The organism is Leclercia sp. 29361, assembly GCF_011290365.1.
Classification (GTDB): domain Bacteria; phylum Pseudomonadota; class Gammaproteobacteria; order Enterobacterales; family Enterobacteriaceae; genus Enterobacter; species Enterobacter tamurae.
The window spans coordinates 147,034-172,415 of sequence record NZ_CP049786.1 but is presented as its reverse complement, the minus strand read 5'-3'; the positions used below and the strand labels follow the sequence as shown (position 1 = coordinate 172,415).

Sequence of the window (25,382 nt, the reverse complement as noted above, 5' to 3'; positions counted from 1 at the left end):
TTTAACATCAACGGAGATTAGCATGAAGCCGTCCGTCATTTTGTATAAAGCCCTGCCTGATGCGTTACAGCAGCGCCTTGAAGATCATTTCACCGTTACCCGGGTCAACAACCTGAGCCCGGAGACGGTGCAGCAGCACGCTGACGCCTTCGCCGGTGCCGTCGGGCTGCTCGGCTCCAGCGAAAAAGTGGACGCCGCGCTGCTGGAGAAAATGCCTGCGCTTCGTGCAACCTCGACCATTTCAGTGGGCTATGACAACTTTGATGTCGACGCGCTGAATGCCCGTAACGTCCTGCTGATGCACACCCCAACCGTACTGACCGAAACCGTGGCCGATACGGTGATGGCGCTGGTACTCAGCAGTGCGCGCCGGGTGGTGGAAGTGGCCGAGCGCGTGAAAGCCGGGGAATGGACCAAAAGCATCGGCCCGGACTGGTTTGGCACCGACGTACACGGCAAAACGCTGGGTATCGTTGGGATGGGCCGCATCGGCCTGGCGCTGGCGCAGCGCGCACACTTCGGCTTCAACATGCCGATCCTCTACAACGCACGCCGCCAGCATAAGGAAGCCGAGGAGCGTTTCAACGCCCGCTACTGCGATCTCGATACCCTGTTGCAGGAGGCGGACTTCGTCTGCCTGATCCTGCCTCTGACCGATGAGACGCATCATCTGATGGGCAAAGCGCAGTTTGAGAAGATGAAGAAATCCGCCATCTTTATTAATGCAGGTCGTGGACCGGTAGTGGATGAGCAGGCGCTGATCGCGGCGCTGAAAAACGGTGAGATCCATGCGGCCGGGCTGGACGTGTTCGAGCAGGAGCCGCTGCCTCGCAGCTCAGAGTTGCTGCAGATGCCTAACGTCGTGGCACTGCCGCACATTGGCTCTGCGACGCACGAGACGCGCTATAACATGGCGGCATGTGCGGTGGACAACCTGATCGACGCCCTGCAGGGCAAGGTCGATAAAAACTGCGTGAATCCGCAGGCCAAACCCTGAACGAAAAAAACCCGCCAGAGGCGGGTTTTTAAATTCTTTTAGCTGAGTTGGAAGCTTACAGGCTTACAACGTTACCAGCTGCTGGGCCTTTAGCGCCGCTTTCGATGGTGAAGGAAACTTTCTGACCTTCGTCCAGAGATTTGTAGCCATCGTTCTGGATAGCAGAGAAGTGTACGAACACGTCTTTTGAGCCATCGTCAGGAGTGATGAAGCCGAAACCTTTATCAGCGTTGAACCATTTTACCAGACCAGTCATTTTACCAGACATAGAAATTACCTTTTAAAAATTTGTTTTGCCTTCCGGCGCGATGATGGAATGTGTTACAGATTTTTAAGCGATGAAGGAAGGGTCACTACGAAGGGTATCTAAGGATAACGCATCTGGACTGCTTAACTAAACTGCTTTAGGTCTGTGTAACAAACCGACGAGGACTATTAAACATAGTTACGGCATCAAAGACAAGCTTTATTTTCTACCTTAATAAAAAAACCCGCTTTGCAGCGGGGTTTTTATACGGCCAACGTACGCGTCTGACGCTACTCCGTTGCGGCCATCGCCGCGCCCCAGGCCTGACTAAACGCCTGATGCTGCGCTGCCAGCGGCCCAATCAGCGTATTGTACTGGCTGGCCTGCTGCGAGGTCGGGAACTGAATGCCGTTGGAGACAAAGCTCACCTGGGTGCCCTGCTGCGAAATATAATCCGCCACCTGTACCAGCTGCTGAGTAAAGATCTGCGCGGCTGGAATGAGCGGCTGCAGCGCATCGGCAGGTTTGGTCACCACTTTTTCATACGCTTTGTCGAACACAGGTTTCAGGTCGTCGCCCTGTTTCAGCGCAGAGCGTGCGCCATCAGCCTGCATTTTAGCATTCTGTAGCTGCTGGCCCAGCACACCCAGCGCACCGTTTGCCTGGCTCAGCGGCTCACGCTGGGTCACATAGTCCTGTGGGACGCGAATCGCATTCACGCTGTCCACTACCGGACGTAGACCGGCGTCCATCGCCTGATTCACCTGCTGTGAATAACCATACAAAATGGCATAGTCGGAAACGAAGGGACCAAACTGTTTTTTCTGATCCGCAGTCAGCGTTGGCAAACGCTCACCACTGCGCATCGCAGTATTTTGCAGGAAATCGATAAACGCTTTGCGCTGATCGCCTTCCTTATCGAAACACCCACTCAGGCTCAATACCATTAACAACGCCGCAAGCGGCGCAAACCAGCGAGAGCAGAGCTTTCCTGTCGCCATTGTTATTACTCCTTTCACCCAAAAAAGCGCACCCCGGCACACGCGTGCCCAACGCTGCCAAGAATAGTCCAGGTCAGGCCTGCAAGATACTCTTTTCATGTAAAACGGCTATTGCCATATAAATTCTTACGATTTACAAAAATATACCTGATGCTAAGGCGCTACTGATTAATCAAGTCATTAGCATAGTTACTCACCCCGAAAACAAGCGAGCGAAACGTATCTCCAACAATTAATCACGCACGTTACGATCTCCTGTCAGTTTTACCGACTATTCTTAAATTGCTCTCTATGTTCACGATCCCGCAGTGTGATTTAAGAGGAGTTCTCAATGGAATTAAAAGATCCTATGTTCGATCTGCTAAGCAGTCTGGAACAGATTGTTTTTAAAGATGTACCGCAGACGGTGACCCGTTCGCAAAAGTCTAACCCCTTTACGGAATTTGAGCGCTTACGCAAAGGGACAGGGATGAAAAACGATGATTTCGCGCGAGCTATGGGTGTCAGCGTGGCAATGGTTCAGGAGTGGGAATCGAAAAGAGTGAAGCCCTCCATGACCGAGCTGAAGCTGATGAGCCTGATTCAGGCTAACCCGGCCCTCCGTAAGCAATTGACTGAATAACATTGTTTTAGCCCCCGCATTTGCGGGGGTTTGTGTTTTTGTTACCGCCGTTCACCGCACCACTCCCCGTCCCGCCATACCAGGTCATGCGTCAGGTTAAGCCCCTCCAGAAAATGCTCGTCATGCGATACCACCAGCAGTGCGCCGGGAAAGCCTGCCAGCGCCGCCTCGATGGCCTGCATTGAGGCCAGATCCAGGTGATTGGTCGGTTCATCAAGCAGTAACAGCTGCGTCGCCTCTTCCCGCCACAGAACGCAGGCCAGCGCCGCTTTTAACCGCTCGCCGCCGCTCAGCTCTGCCAGCGGGAGCGTAACCTTATCGGCCCCCAGCTGCAGCTGCGCCAGGCGACTGCGCAGCACCCCCTCCTCCAGCGGCGTGTTATGCAGATTGAGATGGCTGATAACGGACTGCGTCAGATCCAGCTGCGACAGATGCTGGTCGAGATACGCCACGTTGACCGACACGCGACAGGCACCGTCGACGGGCGTGCACTCGCCGAGGATCGTTTTCAGCAGGGTGGATTTCCCGCTGCCGTTCGCCCCCCGCAAGGCCACCCGCATCGGCCCGTCCATACGCCAGTTGAGCGGCGACATCGTGACATAGGGCAGCACCAGCTTGTCCAGGACCAGCACCTGTTTACCCTCCGCAAGCTGGCTGCCCGGAAGAGTAAACATCACCGGACACTCCTCTTCGACCCGTTCCCGCGCCTGATTGACCGCCGTATTTAACGCATCCTGTTGCTCATGATGCTGTTTGCGCCACGAGCCCGGACGCTCCTTTGCCGCGCCTTTGTATTTAACCCGCTCAAACGAGGCGATGTTGAGCGAATCTACCGTGCGCAGGGTTTTAGCCGAGCGGCGCAGGCTGTTGTCATGCTCTTTCTGCATACGGACGCGGGTGCGCTTGCGCTCGGTTGCCGCGTGCTCCAGCGCTGCGCGGGCAGCCTGCTGCTCGGCATCCCGCTGACGCTGATAGTCGGCGTAATTGCCGCCATAACTGTGTAAAGCGGAGGGGCTGAGTTCCAGAATGCGCGGCACCTGCGCCAGCAACTCACGATCGTGGGACGCCACCAGCACACCGCCGGAATACCGCGCCAACCGGGCATAAAACCACGCCCTTCCCTGTTGGTCGAGGTGGTTGGTGGGTTCATCCAGTAGCAAAAAGTCCGCATTGGCCGTAAACGCGCCGCATAGCAGAGCGCGAACCCGCTCTCCACCACTCAGCTCAATTGCCAGCCTGTCTGGCGCAAACGCCGGAAGCTGAGCTTCCCTGAATGCCTCGCTCAGCCGCTCACCGATATCCCAGAAACCGTCGAGGCGCTCCAGATCCTCAGGCTGGTACTCGCCGGTGTCGATCCGCTTGCGGGCAGCAAAGATGGCTTCATAGCCAAGCAGTTGGGCCAGCGTAGTGTGCGGAGAAATATCGTGCTGTTGCGCAACGTAAGCGTGCGTGCCGAAACGTTCGATATGGCCGCTGGCGGGCTCGTCCAGCCCGGCCAGCAGGCGCAGGAGCCGGGTCTTGCCGCTGCCGTTGCGGCCAACGAGGGCGCACAGCGACGGCTCAAGAGAGAAATTCAGCGGACCAAAAAGGGTATCGCCCGTCGCAAACTGACAGGTCACCTGATGCAAAATAAAAGAAGGGGATTGCGCAAAATGAGCCATAAGCACTCCTGAATGAAATCAAAACATCCCCTGCCGACGCGGTGGCGTTTAGCAAGGATCGAAATTCATCAGTCGTGGTTGTTCATTTTTGGGGGGCGCTCCTGGGGGAGAAAGTTAACGGGAGAAAGGATAACGGGTTTTAAATGACCGTTTCAAGATTAATTTTTACGCAACTTATTATAAAAAACCCGCCGAAGCGGGTTTTAAACAACTGTAGGCCCGAGCAAGCATAGCGCCGCCGGGCAATGGGCGCATTACTGCAGCAGGGAAATGTCCGCCACGCGCAGGAACAATTCGCGCAGTTTTTCGAGCATCGACAGACGGTTGATACGCAGATCTTTATCTTCAACGTTCACCATCACTTTCTCGAAGAAGGCGTCGATCACGTCGCGCAACTCAGCCAGTTCCACCAGCGCTTCCTGGTAGCGACCTTCCGCAAAGACCGGTTCCAGCTTGTCGCGCAGCACTACAACCTGCATCGCCAGGGCAATCTCTTCCGGCTCTTTCAGCGTCGCGGCGTTAACACGCTCGTTCAGCTTCTCATCGGACTTCGCCAGGATGTTGGAGACACGCTTGTTGGCCGCAGCCAGCGCAGATGCCGCTTCCAGGGTCCGGAAGTGGGACACCGCCTTCATACGGGCATCGAAATCTGCCGGACGGGTTGGACGACGCGCCAGAACCGCCTGAATGGTGTCAACGGTGTAGCCTTCGTCCTGATACCAGGCGCGGAAACGGCCCAGCATAAAGTCGATAACCTCATCCACCACGTTAGTGTTGGTCAGCTTGTCACCGTACAGACGCACCGCTTCTTCGGTCAGGGTCTGCAGATCCAGGTTCAGGTTCTTCTCAACGATGATACGCAGCACGCCCAGCGCAGCACGACGCAGCGCAAACGGGTCTTTGTCACCTTTCGGATGCTGACCGATACCGAAGATACCCGCCAGGGTGTCCATCTTATCGGCAATCGCCACCGCACAGGCTACCGGGTTAGACGGCAGATCGTCACCGGCAAAGCGCGGCTGATACTGCTCGTTCAGGGCCACGGCCACATCTTCCGCTTCGCCATCGTGGCGCGCGTAGTGCATACCCATCACGCCCTGGGTGTCGGTAAATTCGAACACCATGTTGGTCATCAGGTCGCACTTGGAGAGCAGGCCTGCACGGGTCGCGTGATTGACGTCAGCACCGATTTCACGAGCGATCCAGCCGGACAGCTCCGCGATACGGTCAGTCTTGTCGCGCAGCGTCCCCAGCTGTTGCTGGAACAGCACGGTTTGCAGGCGCGGGAGGTGATCTTCCAGACGCTTTTTACGGTCGGTATTAAAGAAGAACTCGGCATCCGCCAGACGCGGACGCACCACCTTCTCATTACCGGAGATGATCTGAATCGGATCTTTCGATTCGATGTTGGCCACAAAGATGAAGTTCGGCAGCAGTTTGCCGTCGTTGGCATAGACCGGGAAGTACTTCTGGTCGCCCTTCATGGTGTGAACCAGTGCTTCTGCCGGCACCGCGAGGAATTTCTCTTCGAACTTCGCGGTCAGGACTACTGGCCACTCCACCAGCGAGGTCACTTCTTCCAGCAGGCTGTCGCTCAGATCGGCGTTACCACCAATCTTACGTGCCGCTTCTTCCGCGTCCGCTTTGATACGGGCTTTACGCAGTTCGTAGTCAGCAATGACTTTACCGCGCTCCAGCAGAATTGCAGGGTACTGATCGGCATTGTCGATGGTGAACTCCGGCTCGCCCATAAAGCGGTGGCCGCGGATCACGCGATCGGACGCCACGCCCAGAATGGTGGCAGGGATGACGGTGTCGCCCAGCAGCAGGGTGACGGTGTGAACCGGACGCACGAAATGCACGTCGCTTGCGCCCCAGCGCATCAGTTTTGGAATAGGCAGTTTGGCCAGCGAAGTGGCGATCATGTTCGGCAGCAGCGCTTCTGCGCTCTCGCCCTTCACATGGGCGCGATAGAGCAGCCATTCGCCTTTGTCGGTGGTCAGACGCTCGGCCTGGTCAACGGTGATACCGCAGCCACGCGCCCAGCCTTCTGCCGCTTTGCTCGGCTTACCTTCGGCGTCGAACGCCTGGGAAATGGCCGGGCCGCGCTTTTCTACTTCGCGATCTTGCTGAGCCGCCGCAAGGCTCGCCACTTTCAGCGCCAGACGGCGCGGAGCAGCAAACCATTCAATTTTACCGTGAGCGAGGCCAGCGTTATCCAGCTCGGCAGTCACGTTCGCAGCAAAGGACTCCGCCAGGCTGCGCAATGCTTTTGGTGGCAGCTCTTCGGTGCCAATTTCCACCAGGAAAGTTTTCTCAGACATGGCCGCCTCTTATTTGTTTCGGTTGCACATCGGGAAGCCAAGGGCTTCACGGGACGCATAGTAAGCTTCTGCAACGGCTTTGGTCAGGGTACGAATACGCAGAATGTAGCGCTGACGTTCAGTGACGGAGATCGCTTTACGGGCGTCGAGCAGGTTGAAGCTGTGGGCGGCCTTCAGAATACGCTCGTAGGCTGGCAGCGGCAGCGGAGTCTCCAGCGCCAGCAGCTGCTGGGCTTCTTTCTCATACTGCTCGAAGCAGGTGAACAGGAAGTCCACGTCCGCGTATTCGAAGTTATAGGTGGATTGCTCCACTTCGTTCTGATGGAACACGTCGCCGTAGGTGGTTTTACCCAGCGGGCCGTCGCTCCAGACCAGGTCGTAAACGCTGTCTACGCCCTGAATGTACATGGCCAGACGTTCCAGACCGTAGGTGATTTCACCGGTGATCGGTTTACATTCCAGACCGCCAACCTGCTGGAAGTAGGTGAACTGCGTCACTTCCATGCCGTTCAGCCACACTTCCCAGCCCAGACCCCAGGCACCCAGCGTTGGGTTTTCCCAGTTATCTTCCACGAAACGGATGTCGTGGATGGTCGGATCCATACCCAGCTCTTTCAGCGACCCGAGGTACAGCTCCTGAATATTGTCCGGGGACGGCTTAATGACCACCTGGAACTGATAGTAGTGCTGTAAGCGGTTCGGGTTTTCGCCGTAGCGACCATCGGTCGGACGACGGGATGGCTGCACGTAGGCGGTCGCCATTGGCTCTGGCCCCAGCGCGCGCAGGCTGGTCATCGGGTGTGAAGTGCCGGCGCCAACTTCCATGTCCAAAGGTTGAACAATGGTGCAGCCCTGGCGAGCCCAGTAATCCTGTAAGGTCAGGATCAGGCCCTGGAAGGTCTTAGTATCGAACTTTTGCATAGTATTTCGTGCTGGATACGTGTGGTTTTGAATGGAAGGGATCAGTATACCCGTCGGATGCAAGATATACAGTACGAAACGGGTTTGTTTAGGGAAAATTGGGAAATAAGCAGTGCTGACAACACCCTCCAGGCGCAGCCAGCTCATTACGCGGCAGCCTTAACGCATCGAAAGATGTAAAAAATGGCCCTCTGCGTCAAAAGAACAGATGAAACTCTCATTGCGGGCAGTGAAACCCTGCAATTCATAGCTACCCTGGAACTGTTCGAATGCGGTGACGTCGATTTTTTGCGCACCGGTATTGTAGCGCTCGGCCGCCCGATCCTTACACAGCTGCTCCATGTCCAGCGAACGCACCGGGCTGACTTTCTTCGTTTGCGCGTTTTGCGCCGGGGACGTCTCCTGAGCCGCGCAGCCGGCCAGTAACGCGGAAAGCAGGATCCACATCGCGCGTATCATCATTTTTATTACCGCCCTTTGCTGTGGCTGTTATTTTTAAACTCTAAACTTTATAGATTATCGCCCGGCATTCTGCGAACCTCACCGGCCCGGCACAAGCAGGGTGATGCAAACTCAGAATTTTCCAGTGAGCGTCTGTAGCAATACCACAGTCAGACTCTTTTTAACGCATAAACAGAGGGATGGATGCAGGAAAAAATTAACTGGATTGATAATCTGCGGGGAATAGCCTGTTTAATGGTGGTGATGATCCATACCACAACCTGGTATATCACCAATGCCGCAAGCATCAGCCTCGTTAACTGGGATATCGCCAACGTTCTCAACTCCGCCTCGCGCGTGAGCGTGCCGCTGTTTTTCATGATCTCCGGCTATCTCTTTTTTGGCGAGCGCAGCGCGCAGCCGCGCCATTTTTTACGCATCGGTCTGTGCCTGCTGTTTTACAGCACCGTGGCGTTCCTCTATATCGTGCTGTTTACCTCGATCAACAGCGAGCTGTCCCTGAAATACCTGCTGCAAAAGCCGGTGTTCTATCACCTGTGGTTTTTCTTCGCCATTATCGTCATTTATCTGCTTTCTCCGCTGCTGCAGGTGAAAAGCGCGAACGGTAAAATGCTGCTGGCGCTGATGATCGTGATCGGCATCGTGGCCAACCCCAACACGGTTTCGCAGAAAATTGATGGATTTGAATGGCTGCCGATCAACCTGTATATCAACGGCGACACCTTCTATTACGTGCTGTACGGCATGCTGGGTCGCGCCCTTGGGATGATGGATACTCGCAAACGCTGGTTGAATGGTATTTGCGCCGCGCTCTTTATTGCTGCGGTCGCGATTATTTCCCGTGGGACGCTGCATGAGCTGCAGTGGCGCGGCACCTTCGCCGATACCTGGTATCTCTACTGCGGCCCGATGGTCTTTATCTGCGCGATGTCATTATTTACCCTGGTAAAAAACACGCTCAATGCACGCCCCCTGCCGCTGCTGGGGTTAATTTCGCGTAACTCGCTGGGGATATATGGTTTTCACGCGCTGGTGATCCACGCTCTGCGCACGCGCGGGGTGGAATTAAAGAGCTGGCCGCTGCTGGATATCGTCTGGATCTTTACGGCCACGCTGGTGGTCAGTTTGCTGCTGTCGATGCTGCTGCAGCGGATTGATACGCGCAGGTTTGTGAGTTAAGCACGGCTTGCTTGCCCGGCGACGCTTCGCTTGCACGGGCCTACAAGGCTGTGCAAACGAAACGCCACCCGGCAACGTTTCACGACATCAATGGCAGAAGCTGCTGATAGATCTTGCGGAAGACTTCGCGTTGCCCGGCATAGCGGGCATGACGCGCGGCATCAGGGATATGCTGCTGTTCCAGCGCCAGCTGTGGCAGCAGTGCCGACAGCGGTTTATCCGGATTCATCGCGATCTGCGCCAGTCGCGCCGCGCCGAGCGCAGGTCCGACGTCACCACCGGTACGGTAATCCAGCTGCTGACCGCTGATATCCGCCAGCATCTGACGCCAGTACGGGCTGCGCGCCCCACCGCCGATCAGCGTAATGCTGGTTGGTTTGAGCCCGCACTCATGCACCACATCCATGCCATCGGCCAGGGCATAGCCCACCCCTTCCAGCACCGCGCGCGCCAGTTCGGCCGGACCGTGCTGATGGGTTAAACCAAAGAACACCCCTTTCGCCTGCGGATTGTTATGCGGGGTGCGCTCGCCGGAAAGATAGGGCAGGAACCAGAGGGTACCCGCATTATCATCGGCCTGCTGTGCGGCATCGAGCAGGGCCGGAACGCTGTCTAATCCGGTCAGTTTTGCCGCCCAGTCCAGGCAGGACGCCGCGCTGAGCATCACCGACATCAGATGCCATTTGCCGGGTAACGCATGGCAGAAGCTGTGCACCGCGCTGTCAGGATTGCTGCGATAGCCGTCGCTCACGGCAAAGTAGACGCCGGAGGTGCCCAACGACAGCATCGCCTGTCCGGCATCGGCCATCCCTACGCCGACCGCACCCGCGGCGTTATCCCCGCCCCCCGCCACGACCGGAACGGCTGGCATATTCCATTGCTGCGCGATCGACGGCAGCAAGGTGCCGGTCTGCTCACAGCCTTCAAACAGGGCGGGCATATGGTCGCGGGTGAGATGGCAGGCGTCGAGCATCGTCTCGCTCCAGTCGCGTTTAGCAACGTCGAGCCACATGGTACCTGCCGCATCCGACATATCACTGGCGTACTCGCCAGTCATACGCAGACGCAGATAATCTTTTGGCAGCAGTACCTTCGCCACCTGGCTAAAAATCTCGGGTTCGTGGCGCTGAACCCACAGCAGTTTTGGTGCGGTAAAGCCCGGCATCATCAGGTTGCCGGTGATCTCCCGCGATGTCGGCACGCGCGCTTCCAGCAGGGCGCACTCTTCGCCGCAGCGGCCGTCGTTCCATAAAATGGCCGGGCGCAACACGCGGTTGTCCTTGTCCAGCAGCGTGGCGCCGTGCATCTGTCCGGCAATCCCCAGGGCTTTAACTTCCCGCAGCGAGTGCTGCTCGCCAAGTGCCTTCAGAGCGCGATCCGTTGCCAGCCACCATGCTTCGGGATCCTGTTCAGACCAGAGCGGGTGTGGCCGTGAAACGTGCAGTTTTTCTGTTTGCGTTGCCAGCACGTCGCCCTGCTCATTCAACAGAATGGCTTTCACACCCGATGTGCCAAGATCGATCCCGATAAACATATCGTGGGTTCCTTAAAAATGTAGGCCGGGCAAGCGTAGCGCCGCCCGGCGATCCCCGTTACTTGTCGAAAAGGTAATGATTCACCAGGTTTTCCAGCAGCTCCTGATGACCACTCTGGTGCTGCGGCGCCAGGTTATGCTGTTCAGCGTACTTCGCCAGCTCGGTCAGGGATAACTGACCTTTCAAAATTTGCTGACCCAGCTCACTGTTCCAGCCGCCATAGCGTTTCGCCACGCGCTTATCCAGCTCACCGTCTTCAATCATGCGGGCAGCCACTTTCAGCGACAGCGCCATGGTGTCCATCGCCCCAATATGACCATAGAAGAGATCGTATTTATCGGTACTCTGACGGCGCACTTTGGCGTCAAAGTTCAGGCCGCCGGTGGTGAACCCACCCGCTTTGATGATTTCGTACATCACCAGCGCGTTCTCTTCCACGCTGACCGGGAACTGATCGGTATCCCAGCCCAGCTGCGGGTCGCCGCGGTTGGCATCCACGGAGCCAAAAATGCCCAGCGCGATAGCGGAGGCGATCTCGTGGTGGAACGAGTGGCCAGCCAAAGTGGCGTGGTTGGCTTCGATATTCACTTTGATCTCTTTTTCCAGCCCGAACTGCTTGAGGAAACCGTACACCGTCGCCACGTCGTAATCGTACTGGTGCTTGGTCGGCTCCTGCGGTTTTGGTTCAATCAGCAGCGTACCCTGGAAGCCGATTTTGTGTTTATGCTCCACCACCATCTGCATGAAGCGGCCAATCTGCTCGCGCTCCTGGCGTAAATCGGTGTTGAGCAGCGTTTCGTAGCCTTCACGTCCGCCCCACAGGACGTAGTTTTCGCCGCCCAGCTGATGGGTCGCGTTCATCGCCGTCACCACCTGGGTGGCCGCCCAGCTGAACACTTCCGGATCCGGGTTAGTGGCAGCCCCTGCGCCATAGCGCGGGTGGGTAAAGCAGTTGGCGGTGCCCCACAGCAGCTTCACGCCGCTCTGCTGCTGTTTTTCGGCCAGCACGTCGACCATCTGCGCGAAGTTATTCAGGTACTCTTTCAGCGAAGCGCCTTCCGGGGAGACGTCCACATCGTGGAAGCAGTAGTACGGCACGTTCAGCTTGTGGAAGAACTCAAAAGCAACGTCCGCTTTGCGTTTCGCCAGCTCCAGCGCTTCGCCCGGCTGCTGCCATGGGCGATCGAACGAGCCCACGCCAAACATATCGGCCCCATTCCAGCAGAAGGTATGCCAGTAGCAGGCGGCAAAACGCAGGTGATCTTCCATGCGCTTACCCAGCACCAGCTCGTCCGGGTTGTAATGACGAAACGCTAAAGGATTAGAGGATTTCGGGCCTTCATAACGAACGCGATCGAGTTGATCGAAATAAGCTTGCATATTGAACTCCATAATCAGGGGTGCGGCGAAAAGAAGATACTGGAGTAATACTGAATAGTGATCGCAGGTTGCTCAATTACGTTATTTCACACTGCTATTGAGAGAATGCACAAACGTGCGCTGGCTCGCAAAAACAATTTGCAGCCGAACGAATTTCACAGCATAAATTCCAGATTCATGTGTAATTAATAAGTTATGTAATTTAAAATCAGATCACGGTCATAAATTCGAAAATAAACCAAATATCATAACGAGAAGATAAAAATCTGTAATTGCCAGTCTGCCGTTCCCCGTTAAGAATTTGCTACGTCTCTTGCAATGATTGTTTCTTTTATCTCAGCAACCTCACCCTACAAAAGGCAAAAAAAAATTATGAAGATAAAGAACCTGTGCCTCACTCTCTGTGCATCGCTGCTGCTGGCGAGTACGGCGAGTCATGCAAAAGAAGTCAAAATCGGCATGGCGATTGATGACCTCCGTCTGGAGCGCTGGCAAAAAGATCGCGATATTTTTGTCAATAAGGCAGAAGCATTGGGTGCAAAAGTTTTTGTCCAGTCTGCCAATGGCAATGAAGAAACCCAAATGTCGCAAATCGAAAATATGATAAACCGCGGCGTCGACGTGCTGGTTATTATTCCGTATAACGGTCAGGTTTTAAGTAATGTGGTAAAAGAAGCCAAACGCGAAGGGATTAAAGTGCTGGCCTATGACCGCATGATTAATAATGCCGACATCGATTATTATATTTCCTTCGACAATGAAAAGGTCGGTGAATTACAGGCGCAAAGCCTGGTGGCGAAAGTGCCGCAGGGTAACTATTTCCTGATGGGTGGCTCGCCGGTAGACAACAACGCTAAATTGTTCCGCGCCGGGCAGATGAAAGTACTGAAGCCGTACATCGACGAAGGCAAAATCAAAGTGGTGGGCGATCAGTGGGCGGATGGCTGGCTGCCAGAAAACGCGCTGAAAATCATGGAAAACGCCTTAACCGCCAACAATAACAAAATTGACGCCGTGGTGGCCTCCAACGATGCTACCGCAGGCGGCGCGATCCAGGCACTCAGCGCTCAGGGGCTGGCAGGAAAAGTGGCGATCTCCGGGCAGGATGCGGACCTTGCCGGGGTGAAGCGTATCGTAGCCGGTACCCAGACCATGACGGTCTATAAACCGATCACCGAACTGGCCACCACCGCCGCAGAAATTGCCGTTGAGCTGGGCAATGACCAGCAGCCTAAAGCGGATGCCAGCTTAAACAATGGCCTGAAAGATGTGCCGTCCCGACTGCTGACCCCTATCGAAGTCAATAAAGAGAACATTGACGCCACCGTTGTGAAAGACGGTTTCCATAAAAAGAGCGAACTGTAATCCATCATCGCCCCTGCCTGGCGGGGGCGCATCGACTTGTACCGTTTTCCTTCGGGTCATGTGGGGCAGTTATGTCTTATCTTCTTGAAATGAAAAATATTACTAAGGCGTTTGGCGCGGTGAAGGCCGTGGACAACGTCAGCCTGCGCTTAAATCCCGGCGAGATCGTCTCGCTGTGCGGTGAAAATGGCTCGGGCAAATCCACGCTGATGAAGGTGCTGTGCGGCATTTATCCTCATGGCAGCTATGACGGTGAAATCGTCTTTGCCGGCGAAACCCTGCAGGCCACGCACATCCGCGACACCGAGCGCAAAGGTATCGCCATCATTCACCAGGAGCTGGCGCTGGTGAAGCACCTCACCGTTCTGGAGAACATCTTCCTCGGGGCCGAGATTAGCCGTCACGGGGTGCTGGATTACGACACCATGACCCTGCGCTGCGAAAAGCTGCTGGCGCAGGTGAGCCTCGCGATCTCCCCCGACACGCGGGTGGGCGATCTCGGCCTTGGGCAGCAGCAGCTGGTGGAGATCGCTAAAGCGCTCAACAAACAGGTGCGGCTGCTGATCCTCGATGAACCGACCGCCTCGCTGACGGAACAGGAAACCGCGGTATTGCTGGACATCATTCGTGACCTGCAACACCACGGGATTGCCTGCATTTACATCTCCCACAAGCTCAACGAAGTGAAAGCCATCTCTGACACCGTCTGCGTCATTCGTGACGGACAGCATATTGGCACCCGCGACGCGCAGGGTATGAGCGAGGATGACATCATTACCATGATGGTGGGTCGCGAACTGACCGCCCTCTATCCGAATGAGCCGCATACCCTCGGGGAAGAGATCCTGCGGGTGGAACATCTCACCGCCTGGCACCCGGTGAATCGTCATATCAAACGGGTGAACGACGTCTCCTTCTCCCTGCATCGCGGGGAGATCCTTGGCGTGGCCGGGCTGGTCGGCGCCGGGCGTACTGAAGCGGTGCAGTGCCTGTTTGGAGTCTGGCCCGGGCGTTGGGAAGGCAGCGTATTTATCGACGGGCAGCCGGTCGACATTAAAAACTGTCAGCAGGCCATTGCCCACGGCATCGCGATGGTGCCGGAAGATCGGAAAAAAGATGGCATCGTGCCGGTGATGGCAGTGGGTAAAAACATCACTCTCGCCGCCTTAGATCAGTTCAGCGGCAAGCTGAGCAGCCTGGACGACGCCGCCGAACAGCACTGTATTTTGCACTGCCTGCAGCGCCTGAAGGTCAAAACGTCCTCCCCGGACCTCGCCATTGGTCGTCTTAGCGGCGGTAACCAGCAGAAGGCAATCCTTGCCCGCTGCTTGTTGCTCAACCCACGTATTCTGATCCTTGATGAACCGACGCGCGGGATCGATATCGGTGCGAAATACGAAATCTACAAGCTGATCAACCAGTTGGTCCAGCAGGGTATCGCCGTGATCGTGATCTCCTCGGAACTGCCTGAAGTGCTGGGTCTGAGCGACCGGGTACTGGTGATGCACGAAGGAAAACTGAAAGCCAATCTGATTAACCAGAACCTGACGCAGGAACAGGTAATGGAAGCCGCATTAAGGAGCGAACGCCATGTCGAAAAGCAATCCATCTGAGTTAAAAGCCGCGGCGCCCGCACCGGGTCTGTTTTCAGGGTTAAAAGCGCTTAATTTGCAGGTTTTTGTCATGATTGCCGCCATTGTGGCGATCATGCTGTTCTTTACCTGGACCACCGACGGCTCGTACCTCAGCGCCCGTAACGTCTCTAACCTGCTGCGTCAGACCGCCATTACCGGCATTCTGGCGGTGGGGATGGTGTTCGTCATTATCTCGGCGGAGATCGACCTCTCTGTGGGCTCGATGATGGGCCTGCTCGGCGGCATGGCAGCCATTTTCGATGTCTGGCTGGGCTGGCCGCTGCCGCTGACTATCGTGGTCACCTTGCTGCTCGGCTTGCTCCTCGGAACCTGGAACGGCTGGTGGGTGGCCTACCGCAAAGTGCCGTCGTTTATCGTCACCCTGGCGGGGATGCTGGCCTTCCGCGGCATCCTGATCGGCGTGACTAACGGCACCACCGTCTCCCCCACCAGCGCCTCCATGTCGCAGATTGGTCAGAGCTATCTCTCCAGCGGAGTCGGTTTTAGCCTCGGCGCGATTGGCCTGATGGCATTTGTTGCCTGGCAGTGGCGGAGCAGAATGCGTCGTCAGACCTTAGGATTAGCCACGGCACCGTCTACGTCGGTTGTCGGACGCCAGGCGCTGACGGCGGTGATTGTCCTTGGGGCGATCTGGCTGCTGAACGACTATCGCGGCGTGCCGACACCGGTCCTGCTGCTGGTTCTGCTGCTGCTGGCCGGGATGTTTATGGCAACCCGTACCGCCTTTGGCCGCCGCATTTATGCCATTGGCGGCAATCTCGAAGCCGCACGCCTGTCCGGTATCAACGTTGAGCGCACCAAGCTTGCCGTCTTTGCCATCAATGGCCTGATGGTCGCCGTCGCCGGGCTTATCTTAAGCTCGCGCCTGGGGGCAGGCTCGCCGTCGGCGGGGAACATTGCCGAACTCGATGCTATCGCCGCCTGCGTTATTGGCGGAACCAGTCTGGCAGGGGGGATCGGTAGCGTTGCCGGGGCGGTGATGGGTGCCTTTATTATGGCGTCGCTGGATAACGGAATGAGTATGATGGACGTCCCGACATTCTGGCAGTATATCGTCAAGGGTGCGATTCTGCTGCTGGCGGTATGGATGGATTCCGCGACCAAACGGCGCGCCTGAGGATGCTTTATCGTCTGTCACTGATTCTGGAAAAATAGCGCCATGTTTGAGAAGCGTCACCGCATTACGTTGTTATTCAATGCCAATAAAGCCTATGACCGTCAGGTTGTAGAGGGTGTGGGTGAATACTTGCAGGCGTCGCAGTCCGAGTGGGATATCTTCATCGAAGAAGATTTCCGTACGCGCACCGATAATATCAAAGAGTGGCTGGGCGACGGCGTCATCGCGGATTTTGACGATGCCGTTATCCAGCAGCTGCTGGTGGATGTCGACGTGCCCATCGTCGGCGTCGGCGGCTCCTTCCATAAGCCGGAGAACTACCCGCCCGTTCACTATATCGCGACCGACAACCACGCCCTGGTAGAGAGCGCGTTTCTCCACCTGAAGGAGAAAGGGGTGCACCGCTTCGCCTTTTATGGCCTGCCCGTTTCCAGCGGCAAAGGCTGGGCGGCAGAGCGTGAGTATGCCTTCTGTCAGCTGGTAGCAAAGGAGAAGTATCGCGGCGTTGTCTATCAGGGGCTGGAAACGGCTCCGGAGAACTGGCAGCACGCGCAGAATCGTCTCGCCGACTGGCTGCAAACCCTGCCGCCGCAGACCGGGATTATCGCCGTGACCGATGCCCGCGCCCGACACGTGCTCCAGGTGTGCGAACATCTGCATATTCCGGTGCCGGAAAAGCTGTGCGTGATTGGCATCGATAATGAAGAACTTACGCGTTACCTGTCACGGGTGGCGCTGTCGTCGGTGGCGCAGGGAACCCGGCAGATGGGCTACCAGGCAGCCAAACTGCTGCACCGTCTGCTGGATAACGAAAACCTGCCCCTGCAGCGCCTGCTGGTGCCGCCGGTGCGCGTGGTGGAGCGACGCTCAACCGATTACCGCTCGCTGAACGATCCGGCGGTGATTCAGGCGATGCACTACATTCGTAACCACGCCTGCAAAGGCATTAAAGTGGATCAGGTCCTGGATGCGGTAGGGATTTCACGTTCAAATCTGGAGAAGCGGTTTAAGGAAGAGGTGGGCGAGACGATCCATGCGGTGATTCACGCCGAGAAGCTGGAGAAAGCCCGCAGCCTGCTGATTTCAACCTCGCTTTCCATTCACGAGATCTCACAGATGTGCGGTTATCCGTCGCTGCAGTATTTCTATTCGGTATTTAAAAAAGAGTATGACACCACGCCGAAAGAGTATCGCGATCGCTACAGTGAAGTGCTGGTTTAAATAAAAAAAGCCTTCCGCAGGGAAGGCTTTTTTAATATTACATATGGGCGGCGATTAAGCGCTGGTTATCCTGGTACATCGCAAACAGATAATTGTTATAGCGTTGGCCCTGGGTTGAGTAACCTTTCAGCTTATGGATCATGGTGCTGGCCGTCACTTCCTGGTCCGCTTTACGCAACTGCGCGCGCGACTTGCGGAAGGACTTATACGCCGGATGCGTATTCAGGTTCACAACATAAGCGTTCACGGAATCTTTTACCGATTCGAACTGTGAGTAGCCTTTCACTTTACCCGGTGCATTGTTACAACGACCTTTCGCACATTTCATGCCGAAGAGGTTGTTATTACTGCGCGCAAGCTTCGAGGTACCCCAGCCACTTTCGGCTGCAGCCATCGTTGCGACCATGCTGCCTGGAATAATATCCACGCGCTCTAACAGTGAGTTCCACGGCACACGTCGCGTGTTTCCGTTCCAGCTCACCTTATAGCGTTTTGAAATTTCTTTCAGACGCGTGCGCTCAGATGGCGACCAACGGCTATCGTACTGCTTGGAAATAAGCCAGTTACGATCCGCCGTAATCGCGGCATTTTGACTTGTAATATAAGGCATTACCGTCCGGAGAAACGCTTTTTTCCTTGGTGTTCCGGAAGGGTATTTTCGCAAATCAGGAAGTGAACTACTCTTTGCACTATTGCGAGAATACTCTTGTTTACTGCTAACCTTATTACTTGTCGTCTTTATGACGTGGGCCTTTTTACTCGTCGTATCCGTGTGCGTCTTCGCAAGCACCTCACCAGAAATTGCCATGGTGAGTAACATGAGTATCGCGGCCCCATATCGTCGAATGGGAGTCGATATCATTAAGTCTCCTGGTCGGATAGAAACATTCCAACACCTTATTTTTTTCGTAAAATGAGAAGTGAATCTCAGATCCTAGCAAAAATAGACGAGAAGAGCATTCAAAGAAATAGTCTAAATCCGAAACCCTGTCATCCAGAAATCGCGCGCTTAAGCATCATTTTCATCAAAATGTGCTCAATATCGCAGTTAAACAGCGCTATAAGCGTGAGATCACTCACCCTCATTGCTCCTCCCTGTGCGATAGCGCCAGGGGATGAGTTAGCCCTCTACAATAGATGGCAAACTGAACAAAATGCTGTGACAGGAAACCGGTATGAAACGTTCCGCTCTCGCTCTTCTCCTCTTACCTGCTATGGCCAGCGCCGACTGGTCAGCCCCGGGTTTTCCGGCCTTCACTGCTGAAGGATCGGGGGTGTTCACAGCACAGGCAAAGCTGACGAAGGGTACCCGCCCGCTAACAGTGAGTTTTGACAAGACGTGCTGGCAGCCCACAAATGCGATAAAACTCAATGAGATGATGTCTCTCAAGCCGTGCGAAGGGGATCCGGTGCAGTGGCGTCTGTTCCGCGACGGCGATTATCAGGCCCGGATTGATACGCGCTCCGGTACGCCAACCCTGATGTTGACTGTCGCCAGCGAGAGCGAAAAGGCGGTGACCAGCGTGGTGCGCCAGTGCCCGAAATGGGACGGCAATCCCCTGACGCTCGACGTCAGCAACACCTTCCCGGAAGGGAGCGTGGTGCGTGATTTTTACAGCAAACAGACCGCCACCGTGCAGCAGGGCAAAATTACCCTGCAACCCGCGCCGGGCAGCAACGGCCTACTGTTACTGGAGCGCGCCGGGACGGACAAACCCGCCCCGTTCAGCTGGCAAAACGCCACCGTCTATTTTGTCCTGACCGATCGGTTTGAGAACGGCGATCCGGCCAACGACAGCAGCTACGGACGCCATAAAGATGGCATGCAGGAGATCGGCACCTTCCATGGCGGTGACCTGAAAGGGCTCACCAACAAGCTGGATTACCTGCAACAACTCGGCGTCAACGCCCTGTGGATCAGCTCCCCGCTGGAGCAGATCCACGGCTGGGTCGGCGGCGGCACCAAGGGTGATTTTCCCCATTACGCCTATCACGGCTACTACACCCAGGACTGGACCCGGCTCGATGCCAACATGGGTACGGAAGACGATTTACGCCAGCTGGTGGACGAGGCCCATCGTCGGGGGATCCGCATCCTGTTTGATGTGGTGATGAACCACACCGGCTATGCCACGCTGGCCGACATGCAGGAGTACCAGTTCGGCGCCCTCTATCTGCAGGGTGACGAGCTGAAGAAAACCCTCGGTGAACGCTGGACCGACTGGAAGCCTGGTGCCGGGCAGAGCTGGCACAGCTTTAACGACTACATCAATTTCAGCGATAAAGCCGCATGGGAAAACTGGTGGGGCAAAAATTGGATACGCACCGATATCGGCGATTATGACAATCCCGGTTTTGACGATCTGACCATGTCGCTGGCCTTCCTGCCGGATCTGAAAACCGAATCTACCACCCCGTCGGGCCTGCCGAATTTCTATCGCCATAAACCCGACACCGGGGCAAAAGCCGTCGATGGCTATACGCCCCGGGACTACCTCACCCACTGGCTGAGCCAGTGGGTGCGGGATTACGGCATCGACGGTTTCCGCGTTGATACCGCTAAGCACGTGGAGCTGGCGGGCTGGAAGCAGCTGAAGGACCAGGCCAGCGATGCGTTAAAAGCCTGGAAGCAGGCCAACCCGGAGAAAAAACTCGACGATGCGCCTTTCTGGATGACCGGTGAATCCTGGGGTCACGGAGTGATGCAGAGCGATTACTACCGCCACGGCTTCGATGCGATGATCAATTTTGATTATCAGGAGCAGGCGGCGAAAGCGGTGGATTGCCTGGCCAACATCGACCTGACCTGGCAGCAGATGGCGGAGAAACTGCAGAGCTTTAACGTCCTGAGCTACCTCTCCTCGCACGATACCCGCCTGTTCCGCGAAGGTGACCAGCGTGCGGCAGAGCTGCTGTTACTGGCGCCGGGCAGCGTGCAGATATTTTATGGCGATGAGTCCGCCCGGCCATTTGGCCCGACGGGCTCCGATCCGCTGCAGGGAACGCGCTCAGACATGAACTGGCAGGATATCAGCGGCGCGCAGGCCGCCACCGTCGCCCACTGGCAGTTGCTCGGGCAGTTCCGCGCCCGCCATCCGGCGGTGGGCGAAGGGACGCAAACCACGCTGACGATGCCTCAGGGCTACGGCTTTGTACGTGAGCATCAGGGCGACAAGGTGATGGTGGTCTGGGCGGGTAATCGCTGATCGTTACGTTCTGAATCCCTCTCCCACCGGGAGGGGGATAATTCAGAACAATTCGCTACCTTATGGCAAATTGATAACACAAAACAATTATTCCGTCTTTCCACGCTGATTTGCACCCGCGCAGCTGTAGCGTTATGGTGAGCCACTCTTAGAACAAGCCCGACAGAACACCTGCTATGACTTTTTCACTTTTCGGCGACAAATTCACCCGCCATTCAGGCATTACCCGCCTGATGGAGGATCTCAACGACGGGCTGCGCACACCGGGCGCCATCATGCTCGGCGGCGGTAACCCGGCACAAATTCCGGAGATGAACGCCTATTTTCAGACGCTCCTCGCGGACATGCTGGAAAATGGCAAAGCCACTGATGCACTGTGCAATTACGACGGCCCACAGGGGAAAACCGAGCTGCTTACCGTCCTGGCGGAGATGCTGCGCGACACCCTTGGCTGGGAGATCGGGCCACAGAATATTGCACTGACAAACGGCAGCCAGAGCGCGTTTTTCTACTTGTTTAACCTCTTCGCAGGCCGACGCGCCGACGGCACCACCAAAAAGGTGCTCTTCCCGCTCACCCCGGAGTACATCGGTTACGCCGATTCCGGGCTGGAGGAAGACCTGTTCGTCTCTGCGCGCCCGAACATCGAACTGCTGCCGGAAGGCCAGTTCAAGTATCACGTCGATTTTGAGCATCTGCATATTGGCGAAGAGACCGGCATGATCTGCGTGTCGCGGCCTACCAACCCCACCGGCAACGTCATCACCGACGAAGAGCTGATAAAGCTGGATGCGCTGGCGAACCAGCACGGTATTCCGCTGGTGATTGATAACGCCTATGGCGTGCCCTTCCCGGGCATCATCTTCAGTGAAGCACGCCCGCTGTGGAACCCGAACATTGTCCTGTGCATGAGCCTCTCCAAGCTCGGTCTGCCGGGCAGTCGCTGCGGGATTATCATCGCTGATGAAAAAATCATCACCGCCATCACCAATATGAACGGCATTATCAGCCTGTCACCGGGCGGGATTGGCCCGGCGATGATGTGCGAGATGATCAAGCGCAACGATCTGCTGCGCCTGTCGAATGAGGTGATTAAGCCGTTCTATTATCAGCGTGTTCACGAGACGATCGCCACGATTCGCCGCTACTTACCGGAAAATCGCTGCCTGATCCATAAACCCGAAGGAGCGATTTTCCTCTGGCTGTGGTTTAAGGATCTGCCGATCACCACCGAACTGCTGTACCAGCGACTGAAAAAGCGCGGGGTGTTGATGGTGCCGGGGGATTACTTCTTCCCGGGGCTGGATAAACCCTGGCCGCATACTCACCAGTGCATGCGCATGAACTACGTGCCGGACCCGGACAAAATCGAAGCCGGGGTGAAAATTCTGGCCGAAGAGGTTGAGCTTGCCTGGCGTGAAAACGGCCAGTAAGGATTTACGCCAGATAACGCAGCCGTTCGGCGCGTAATCTGGCAGGATCGACGCAGCTTAACGCGTAAGTGGGACAGGCCTCCACGCAGGCCGGTCCCGCTTCGCGATGTGCACAACGGTCACACTTCAGGGCCTGAACCTTTTCAGCACTTCCCGTCACCTGCATCGCCCCGAACGGACAGGCGAGCATACAGCTTTTACAGCCGATACAGCGCGCCTGATCCACCTGCCACACTCCCGCCTGACGCTGAATGGCCCGGGTCGGGCAGACGTTGGCGCAGGGCGCATCTTCACACTGATGACAGGTGACCGCCGTGGTGAAGTTGTTACCTTTTACCACCCGAATGCGCGACATAAAGGTGCCTGGCGTCACCGCCGCACAGTCCTGCTCGTCCTGATGCGACACCACGCAGGCCACTTCGCAGGTGCGACAGCCAATACATTTCGCCGGGTCGGCAACAATAAAGGGATTCATCGCCTGCTCCATCCTTGCTGAAAAAAGTCAGGTTGCCAGAGCGATCGGGGCCAGCGCCTTGATCCGACAGGGTAAAAGAGCCGATTTGTGTGCCCTGCCGTGAAAACTGGCCATCTGCCACAGGACCTCAGGCGGAGTTGATGTGCTCTTTGCAGTAGCGACGTTTCCAGACCCCGGGGGTCAACCCCGTATGCTTGCGAAAGATTTGCCGGAAGTAGCCCACATCGTTAAAGCCGCAGCGAACCGCCACCTCTTTCAGCGATACGGCATCGTTGAGCAGCAGCTTTTCTGCAGCCCTGACGCGCTGGCGGTGGATCGCCTCGGTCAGGGTCAGATGGAAGACCCGCCGAAACACCCGCCCCAGGTAGTCCGCGTTGCAGTGCAGCTCTTTGGCCAGCGAGGAAGTGGAGATCGGCAGGTGAAACTGAGTGCCGATCAGCTGCCGCGCCTTCCACGCTAGGTTTACTCCCGCCTCATCCGGCGGCAGTTCCTGCCCCGCCACCTGGGAGAGCTGCTGGAGGATCAGCAGCAAGATAAATTCCAGCGCCGGGCTGCGCTGAAGCTTCTCCTGCTCGGTCAGAAACTGGCGGAATAGCGCAACCATCGCCTGCGGGTCGCCGCTTTTCCCGTGCTGCTGAACCGACAGCAGCGTGCTCCAGGCGGAAGGCGCACTCTGCTCGTCGACCTCAAAATGCAGCCAGTAAAAGCGTAACTCGGCAGGAAAATCCTCGATGCCCTTATGCCGACGGTGCGGCCAGAGCAGCAGGCTCTCCCCGGCATGCACTTCGAAAACGGTTCCCTCCTCCTGGATCGTTAATGTCCCCTTTTCGACAAAGATCACCTCCCAGGAGTCGAGCTTGCGCGCCGGATGTCGCCCTACGCCCCGGGAGATGAAATAGCCGCCATTCTGAACCCTGATCGGAAGTGCTATGGATATTTCGAGCATTGCTATTCACTTTCCCGCTATTAACAGACAATTTATGACGCTTTATCACTGATTATTAACAGATAATTGCCTTTCGTCCCGATCGAAATCACACTTTGAGCACGAGGTCGGAATCCTCACCTTTTTATACTTTTCCCTTCCCTTGTTGAGACCGGGTAACAGTGCAAAATTAATCGGGTACCTGACAAAACAACATAAAAAATCCGCTAACCCGAGGAGTTACCTCATGACTTCCACTCCGATTACACAAACAGAGATTGCCCGGCAGGCTGTCAACGATCGCCTCTCGATGCGAGAAAAAATCGGCTACGGCCTGGGTGATGCGGGCGGGACGGTCATTACCTGCCTGATCATGAATTTTCTGACCTTTTTCTATACCGATGTCTTTGGCTTAACCCCGGCGCTGGTCGGCACGCTGTTTATCGCCCTGCGCATTTTCGACGCCATCTCCGACCCGGTGATGGGGATCATTGCCGACCGTACCCAAAGCCGCTGGGGACGCTTTCGCCCATGGCAGCTGTGGGTCGCCCTGCCGATTGGCGTGATTGGGGTGCTGACCTTTACCGTGCCGGATGCCGGGATGGGGGTCAAAATCGCCTGGGCGTTCGGCACCTACCTGCTGCTTTCAGTGGGCTATACCGCTATCAACGTGCCGTATTGCGCGCTGATCAACACCATGACCACCCGCCACAGCGAGGTGCTCTCCTGCCAGTCCTGGCGCTTCGTGCTGTGCGGCGTGGCCGGTTTTCTGGTGTCGGTCGGCCTGCCGTGGCTGGTCTCGGTGCTCGGTCAGGGCAACACGGCCCAGGGCTATCAGCTGGGCGTGGGGGTGCTGTGTGCCATTGCGGTGGTGATGTTCCTGTGCTGCTTCTTCTGGGTGCGCGAGCGCGTCCCGCTGGCGATGATGGGCAAATTCACCCTGAAAGAGCACCTCGCCGGTCTGCGTAACAACGACCAGCTGCTGCTGATGCTGGTGATGTCCTTCCTGCTGATCAACGTCTTTAACATCCGTGGCGGCGGCTACATGTATTTCATCACCTACGTGCTGGAAGGCAGCACCGCCTATACCTCACTGTTCTTCACTATGGTGACCTTTGCCGCCATTCTCGGGGCGGTGATCGTCAACCTGCTGTCGCGCCGCAGCGACGCGGTCAAACTCTACTACTACACCAACCTGATGCTGGCGGTACTGGCAGCGGGGATGTGGTTCCTGCCTAGTGGTCCGGCGTATCAGACGCTGTGGCTGATCGTTATCCTGGCGAATGGGGTGATCCTCGGCTTTACCCTGCCGCTGCACTTCGCGTTAATGGCCTTTGCCGATGATTACGGCGAGTGGAAAACCGGCGTGCGCTCTTCCGGGATGAACTTCGCCTTTAACCTGTTTTTCATCAAGCTGGCCTGGGCCTCCAGCGCCGGGATCATCAGCCTGGTGTTCATTTTTGTCGCCTATCAGCCGGGTGCAGGCAACCAGACCGCTGCCTCGCTGCAGGGCATCACCACCATGGAAACCTTATTGCCCGCCCTTTTCCACCTGCTGCTGGCGCTGGCGATCCGCAAGTGCCGACTCAATAATCCGATGATGGCGCGCATTGCCACCGACCTGCGCCAGCGTCACGCTCACTCCTGAGGAGAACA

General features: G+C 56.4%; 21 protein-coding genes. 10 read left to right on the top strand and 11 right to left on the bottom strand.

Features of this window, described 5'->3' with window-relative positions; genetic code table 11:
* Positions 1 to 22: 22 nt before the first annotated feature.
* Positions 23 to 997 (top strand): glyoxylate/hydroxypyruvate reductase GhrB, encoded by a 975-nt coding sequence (ghrB, locus tag G7090_RS00820; protein ID WP_166181208.1) that lies wholly within the window; start codon positions 23 to 25, stop codon positions 995 to 997.
* Positions 998 to 1,052: 55 nt separating this feature from the next.
* Here the strand turns inward: ghrB and cspA are convergent, their stop codons facing one another.
* Together cspA and G7090_RS00810 are read right to left on the bottom strand one after the other, a co-directional pair.
* Positions 1,053 to 1,265: an RNA chaperone/antiterminator CspA gene (cspA, locus tag G7090_RS00815; protein ID WP_032615822.1), complete on the bottom strand. Its 213-nt coding sequence runs from the start codon at positions 1,263 to 1,265 to the stop codon at positions 1,053 to 1,055.
* A gap of 269 nt (positions 1,266 to 1,534) precedes the next feature.
* The gene (locus tag G7090_RS00810; RefSeq protein WP_166181206.1) at positions 1,535 to 2,245 is read right to left on the bottom strand and encodes a DUF3053 domain-containing protein; all 711 of its coding nucleotides are present in this window, start codon (positions 2,243 to 2,245) and stop codon (positions 1,535 to 1,537) included.
* 331 nt (positions 2,246 to 2,576) lie between these two features.
* Here G7090_RS00810 and G7090_RS00805 point away from each other — a divergent pair, with 331 nt between their 5' ends.
* Complete coding sequence (locus tag G7090_RS00805) at positions 2,577 to 2,867, top strand: HTH-type transcriptional regulator (protein ID WP_106995499.1); 291 nt, start codon at positions 2,577 to 2,579, stop codon at positions 2,865 to 2,867.
* A gap of 41 nt (positions 2,868 to 2,908) precedes the next feature.
* Here the strand turns inward: G7090_RS00805 and G7090_RS00800 are convergent, their stop codons facing one another.
* The 4 genes from G7090_RS00800 to G7090_RS00785 form a co-directional block, all read right to left on the bottom strand.
* On the bottom strand, positions 2,909 to 4,528 hold the full coding sequence (locus G7090_RS00800) for an ABC-F family ATP-binding cassette domain-containing protein (protein WP_166181204.1): 1,620 nt from the start codon (positions 4,526 to 4,528) through the stop codon (positions 2,909 to 2,911).
* Positions 4,529 to 4,782: 254 nt separating this feature from the next.
* Entirely contained in the window at positions 4,783 to 6,852 is a 2,070-nt protein-coding gene (gene glyS / locus G7090_RS00795; protein ID WP_166181202.1) for a glycine--tRNA ligase subunit beta, read from the bottom strand.
* 9 nt (positions 6,853 to 6,861) lie between these two features.
* Positions 6,862 to 7,773: a glycine--tRNA ligase subunit alpha gene (gene glyQ / locus G7090_RS00790; protein WP_003860141.1), complete on the bottom strand. Its 912-nt coding sequence runs from the start codon at positions 7,771 to 7,773 to the stop codon at positions 6,862 to 6,864.
* 159 nt (positions 7,774 to 7,932) lie between these two features.
* Positions 7,933 to 8,220: a YsaB family lipoprotein gene (locus G7090_RS00785; protein WP_371811847.1), complete on the bottom strand. Its 288-nt coding sequence runs from the start codon at positions 8,218 to 8,220 to the stop codon at positions 7,933 to 7,935.
* Positions 8,221 to 8,418: 198 nt separating this feature from the next.
* On the opposite strand from G7090_RS00785, the gene G7090_RS00780 reads away from it, so the two are divergent.
* Entirely contained in the window at positions 8,419 to 9,414 is a 996-nt protein-coding gene (locus tag G7090_RS00780) for an acyltransferase (protein WP_106995495.1), read from the top strand.
* A gap of 79 nt (positions 9,415 to 9,493) precedes the next feature.
* On the opposite strand, the gene xylB is transcribed toward G7090_RS00780, so the two are convergent.
* On the bottom strand, positions 9,494 to 10,948 hold the full coding sequence (xylB, locus tag G7090_RS00775; RefSeq protein WP_166181198.1) for a xylulokinase: 1,455 nt from the start codon (positions 10,946 to 10,948) through the stop codon (positions 9,494 to 9,496).
* A 58-nt stretch (positions 10,949 to 11,006) separates the two neighbouring features.
* Positions 11,007 to 12,329, bottom strand: coding sequence for a xylose isomerase (gene xylA, locus G7090_RS00770; protein WP_106995493.1), 1,323 nt, complete (start codon positions 12,327 to 12,329; stop codon positions 11,007 to 11,009).
* Between the two features lie 372 nt (positions 12,330 to 12,701).
* On the opposite strand from xylA, the gene xylF reads away from it, so the two are divergent.
* The 4 genes from xylF (at position 12,702) to xylR (ending at position 17,687) form a co-directional block, all read left to right on the top strand.
* Positions 12,702 to 13,694 (top strand): D-xylose ABC transporter substrate-binding protein, encoded by a 993-nt coding sequence (xylF, locus tag G7090_RS00765; protein WP_106995492.1) that lies wholly within the window; start codon positions 12,702 to 12,704, stop codon positions 13,692 to 13,694.
* 71 nt (positions 13,695 to 13,765) lie between these two features.
* Positions 13,766 to 15,307 carry a xylose ABC transporter ATP-binding protein gene (locus tag G7090_RS00760; RefSeq protein ID WP_166181196.1) on the top strand — a complete coding sequence of 514 codons (1,542 nt, stop codon included), beginning with the start codon at positions 13,766 to 13,768 and terminating at the stop codon, positions 15,305 to 15,307.
* Positions 15,285 to 16,466 carry a xylose ABC transporter permease XylH gene (gene xylH, locus G7090_RS00755; RefSeq protein ID WP_166181194.1) on the top strand — a complete coding sequence of 394 codons (1,182 nt, stop codon included), beginning with the start codon at positions 15,285 to 15,287 and terminating at the stop codon, positions 16,464 to 16,466. The genes G7090_RS00760 and xylH overlap by 23 nt, the downstream gene beginning before the upstream one ends.
* A gap of 42 nt (positions 16,467 to 16,508) precedes the next feature.
* Positions 16,509 to 17,687: a D-xylose utilization transcriptional activator XylR gene (xylR, locus tag G7090_RS00750; protein WP_106995489.1), complete on the top strand. Its 1,179-nt coding sequence runs from the start codon at positions 16,509 to 16,511 to the stop codon at positions 17,685 to 17,687.
* Positions 17,688 to 17,724: 37 nt separating this feature from the next.
* Here xylR and G7090_RS00745 read toward each other — a convergent pair whose 3' ends face one another.
* Positions 17,725 to 18,549, bottom strand: a complete 825-nt coding sequence (locus G7090_RS00745; RefSeq protein ID WP_106995488.1) for a protein bax — start codon at positions 18,547 to 18,549, stop codon at positions 17,725 to 17,727.
* A gap of 313 nt (positions 18,550 to 18,862) precedes the next feature.
* Here G7090_RS00745 and G7090_RS00740 point away from each other — a divergent pair, with 313 nt between their 5' ends.
* Together G7090_RS00740 and avtA are read left to right on the top strand one after the other, a co-directional pair.
* Complete coding sequence (locus tag G7090_RS00740; protein WP_166181192.1) at positions 18,863 to 20,893, top strand: alpha-amylase; 2,031 nt, start codon at positions 18,863 to 18,865, stop codon at positions 20,891 to 20,893.
* A gap of 176 nt (positions 20,894 to 21,069) precedes the next feature.
* The gene (gene avtA / locus G7090_RS00735; RefSeq protein WP_166181190.1) at positions 21,070 to 22,326 is read left to right on the top strand and encodes a valine--pyruvate transaminase; all 1,257 of its coding nucleotides are present in this window, start codon (positions 21,070 to 21,072) and stop codon (positions 22,324 to 22,326) included.
* A gap of 4 nt (positions 22,327 to 22,330) precedes the next feature.
* Here the strand turns inward: avtA and G7090_RS00730 are convergent, their stop codons facing one another.
* Both G7090_RS00730 and G7090_RS00725 read right to left on the bottom strand, forming a co-directional pair.
* Positions 22,331 to 22,801, bottom strand: coding sequence for a 4Fe-4S binding protein (locus G7090_RS00730; RefSeq protein ID WP_166181188.1), 471 nt, complete (start codon positions 22,799 to 22,801; stop codon positions 22,331 to 22,333).
* Positions 22,802 to 22,928: 127 nt separating this feature from the next.
* Positions 22,929 to 23,747 carry a helix-turn-helix domain-containing protein gene (locus tag G7090_RS00725; protein WP_166181186.1) on the bottom strand — a complete coding sequence of 273 codons (819 nt, stop codon included), beginning with the start codon at positions 23,745 to 23,747 and terminating at the stop codon, positions 22,929 to 22,931.
* A 226-nt stretch (positions 23,748 to 23,973) separates the two neighbouring features.
* Between G7090_RS00725 and G7090_RS00720 the strand changes: the two genes are divergently transcribed.
* Positions 23,974 to 25,374 carry an MFS transporter gene (locus tag G7090_RS00720; RefSeq protein WP_166181184.1) on the top strand — a complete coding sequence of 467 codons (1,401 nt, stop codon included), beginning with the start codon at positions 23,974 to 23,976 and terminating at the stop codon, positions 25,372 to 25,374.
* Positions 25,375 to 25,382 lie beyond the last annotated feature (8 nt).

Bases quoted from the DNA above. Each gene is read 5' to 3' on its own strand.
- ghrB (WP_166181208.1), top strand. From the start codon at position 23: ATGAAGCCGTCCGTCATTTTGTATAAAGCCCTGCCTGATGCGTTACAG.
- cspA (WP_032615822.1), bottom strand. From the start codon at position 1,265: ATGTCTGGTAAAATGACTGGTCTGGTAAAATGGTTCAACGCTGATAAA.
- G7090_RS00810 (WP_166181206.1), bottom strand. From the start codon at position 2,245: ATGGCGACAGGAAAGCTCTGCTCTCGCTGGTTTGCGCCGCTTGCGGCG.
- G7090_RS00805 (WP_106995499.1), top strand. From the start codon at position 2,577: ATGGAATTAAAAGATCCTATGTTCGATCTGCTAAGCAGTCTGGAACAG.
- G7090_RS00800 (WP_166181204.1), bottom strand. From the start codon at position 4,528: ATGGCTCATTTTGCGCAATCCCCTTCTTTTATTTTGCATCAGGTGACC.
- glyS (WP_166181202.1), bottom strand. From the start codon at position 6,852: ATGTCTGAGAAAACTTTCCTGGTGGAAATTGGCACCGAAGAGCTGCCA.
- glyQ (WP_003860141.1), bottom strand. From the start codon at position 7,773: ATGCAAAAGTTCGATACTAAGACCTTCCAGGGCCTGATCCTGACCTTA.
- G7090_RS00785 (WP_371811847.1), bottom strand. From the start codon at position 8,220: ATGTGGATCCTGCTTTCCGCGTTACTGGCCGGCTGCGCGGCTCAGGAG.
- G7090_RS00780 (WP_106995495.1), top strand. From the start codon at position 8,419: ATGCAGGAAAAAATTAACTGGATTGATAATCTGCGGGGAATAGCCTGT.
- xylB (WP_166181198.1), bottom strand. From the start codon at position 10,948: ATGTTTATCGGGATCGATCTTGGCACATCGGGTGTGAAAGCCATTCTG.
- xylA (WP_106995493.1), bottom strand. From the start codon at position 12,329: ATGCAAGCTTATTTCGATCAACTCGATCGCGTTCGTTATGAAGGCCCG.
- xylF (WP_106995492.1), top strand. From the start codon at position 12,702: ATGAAGATAAAGAACCTGTGCCTCACTCTCTGTGCATCGCTGCTGCTG.
- G7090_RS00760 (WP_166181196.1), top strand. From the start codon at position 13,766: ATGTCTTATCTTCTTGAAATGAAAAATATTACTAAGGCGTTTGGCGCG.
- xylH (WP_166181194.1), top strand. From the start codon at position 15,285: ATGTCGAAAAGCAATCCATCTGAGTTAAAAGCCGCGGCGCCCGCACCG.
- xylR (WP_106995489.1), top strand. From the start codon at position 16,509: ATGTTTGAGAAGCGTCACCGCATTACGTTGTTATTCAATGCCAATAAA.
- G7090_RS00745 (WP_106995488.1), bottom strand. From the start codon at position 18,549: ATGATATCGACTCCCATTCGACGATATGGGGCCGCGATACTCATGTTA.
- G7090_RS00740 (WP_166181192.1), top strand. From the start codon at position 18,863: ATGAAACGTTCCGCTCTCGCTCTTCTCCTCTTACCTGCTATGGCCAGC.
- avtA (WP_166181190.1), top strand. From the start codon at position 21,070: ATGACTTTTTCACTTTTCGGCGACAAATTCACCCGCCATTCAGGCATT.
- G7090_RS00730 (WP_166181188.1), bottom strand. From the start codon at position 22,801: ATGAATCCCTTTATTGTTGCCGACCCGGCGAAATGTATTGGCTGTCGC.
- G7090_RS00725 (WP_166181186.1), bottom strand. From the start codon at position 23,747: ATGCTCGAAATATCCATAGCACTTCCGATCAGGGTTCAGAATGGCGGC.
- G7090_RS00720 (WP_166181184.1), top strand. From the start codon at position 23,974: ATGACTTCCACTCCGATTACACAAACAGAGATTGCCCGGCAGGCTGTC.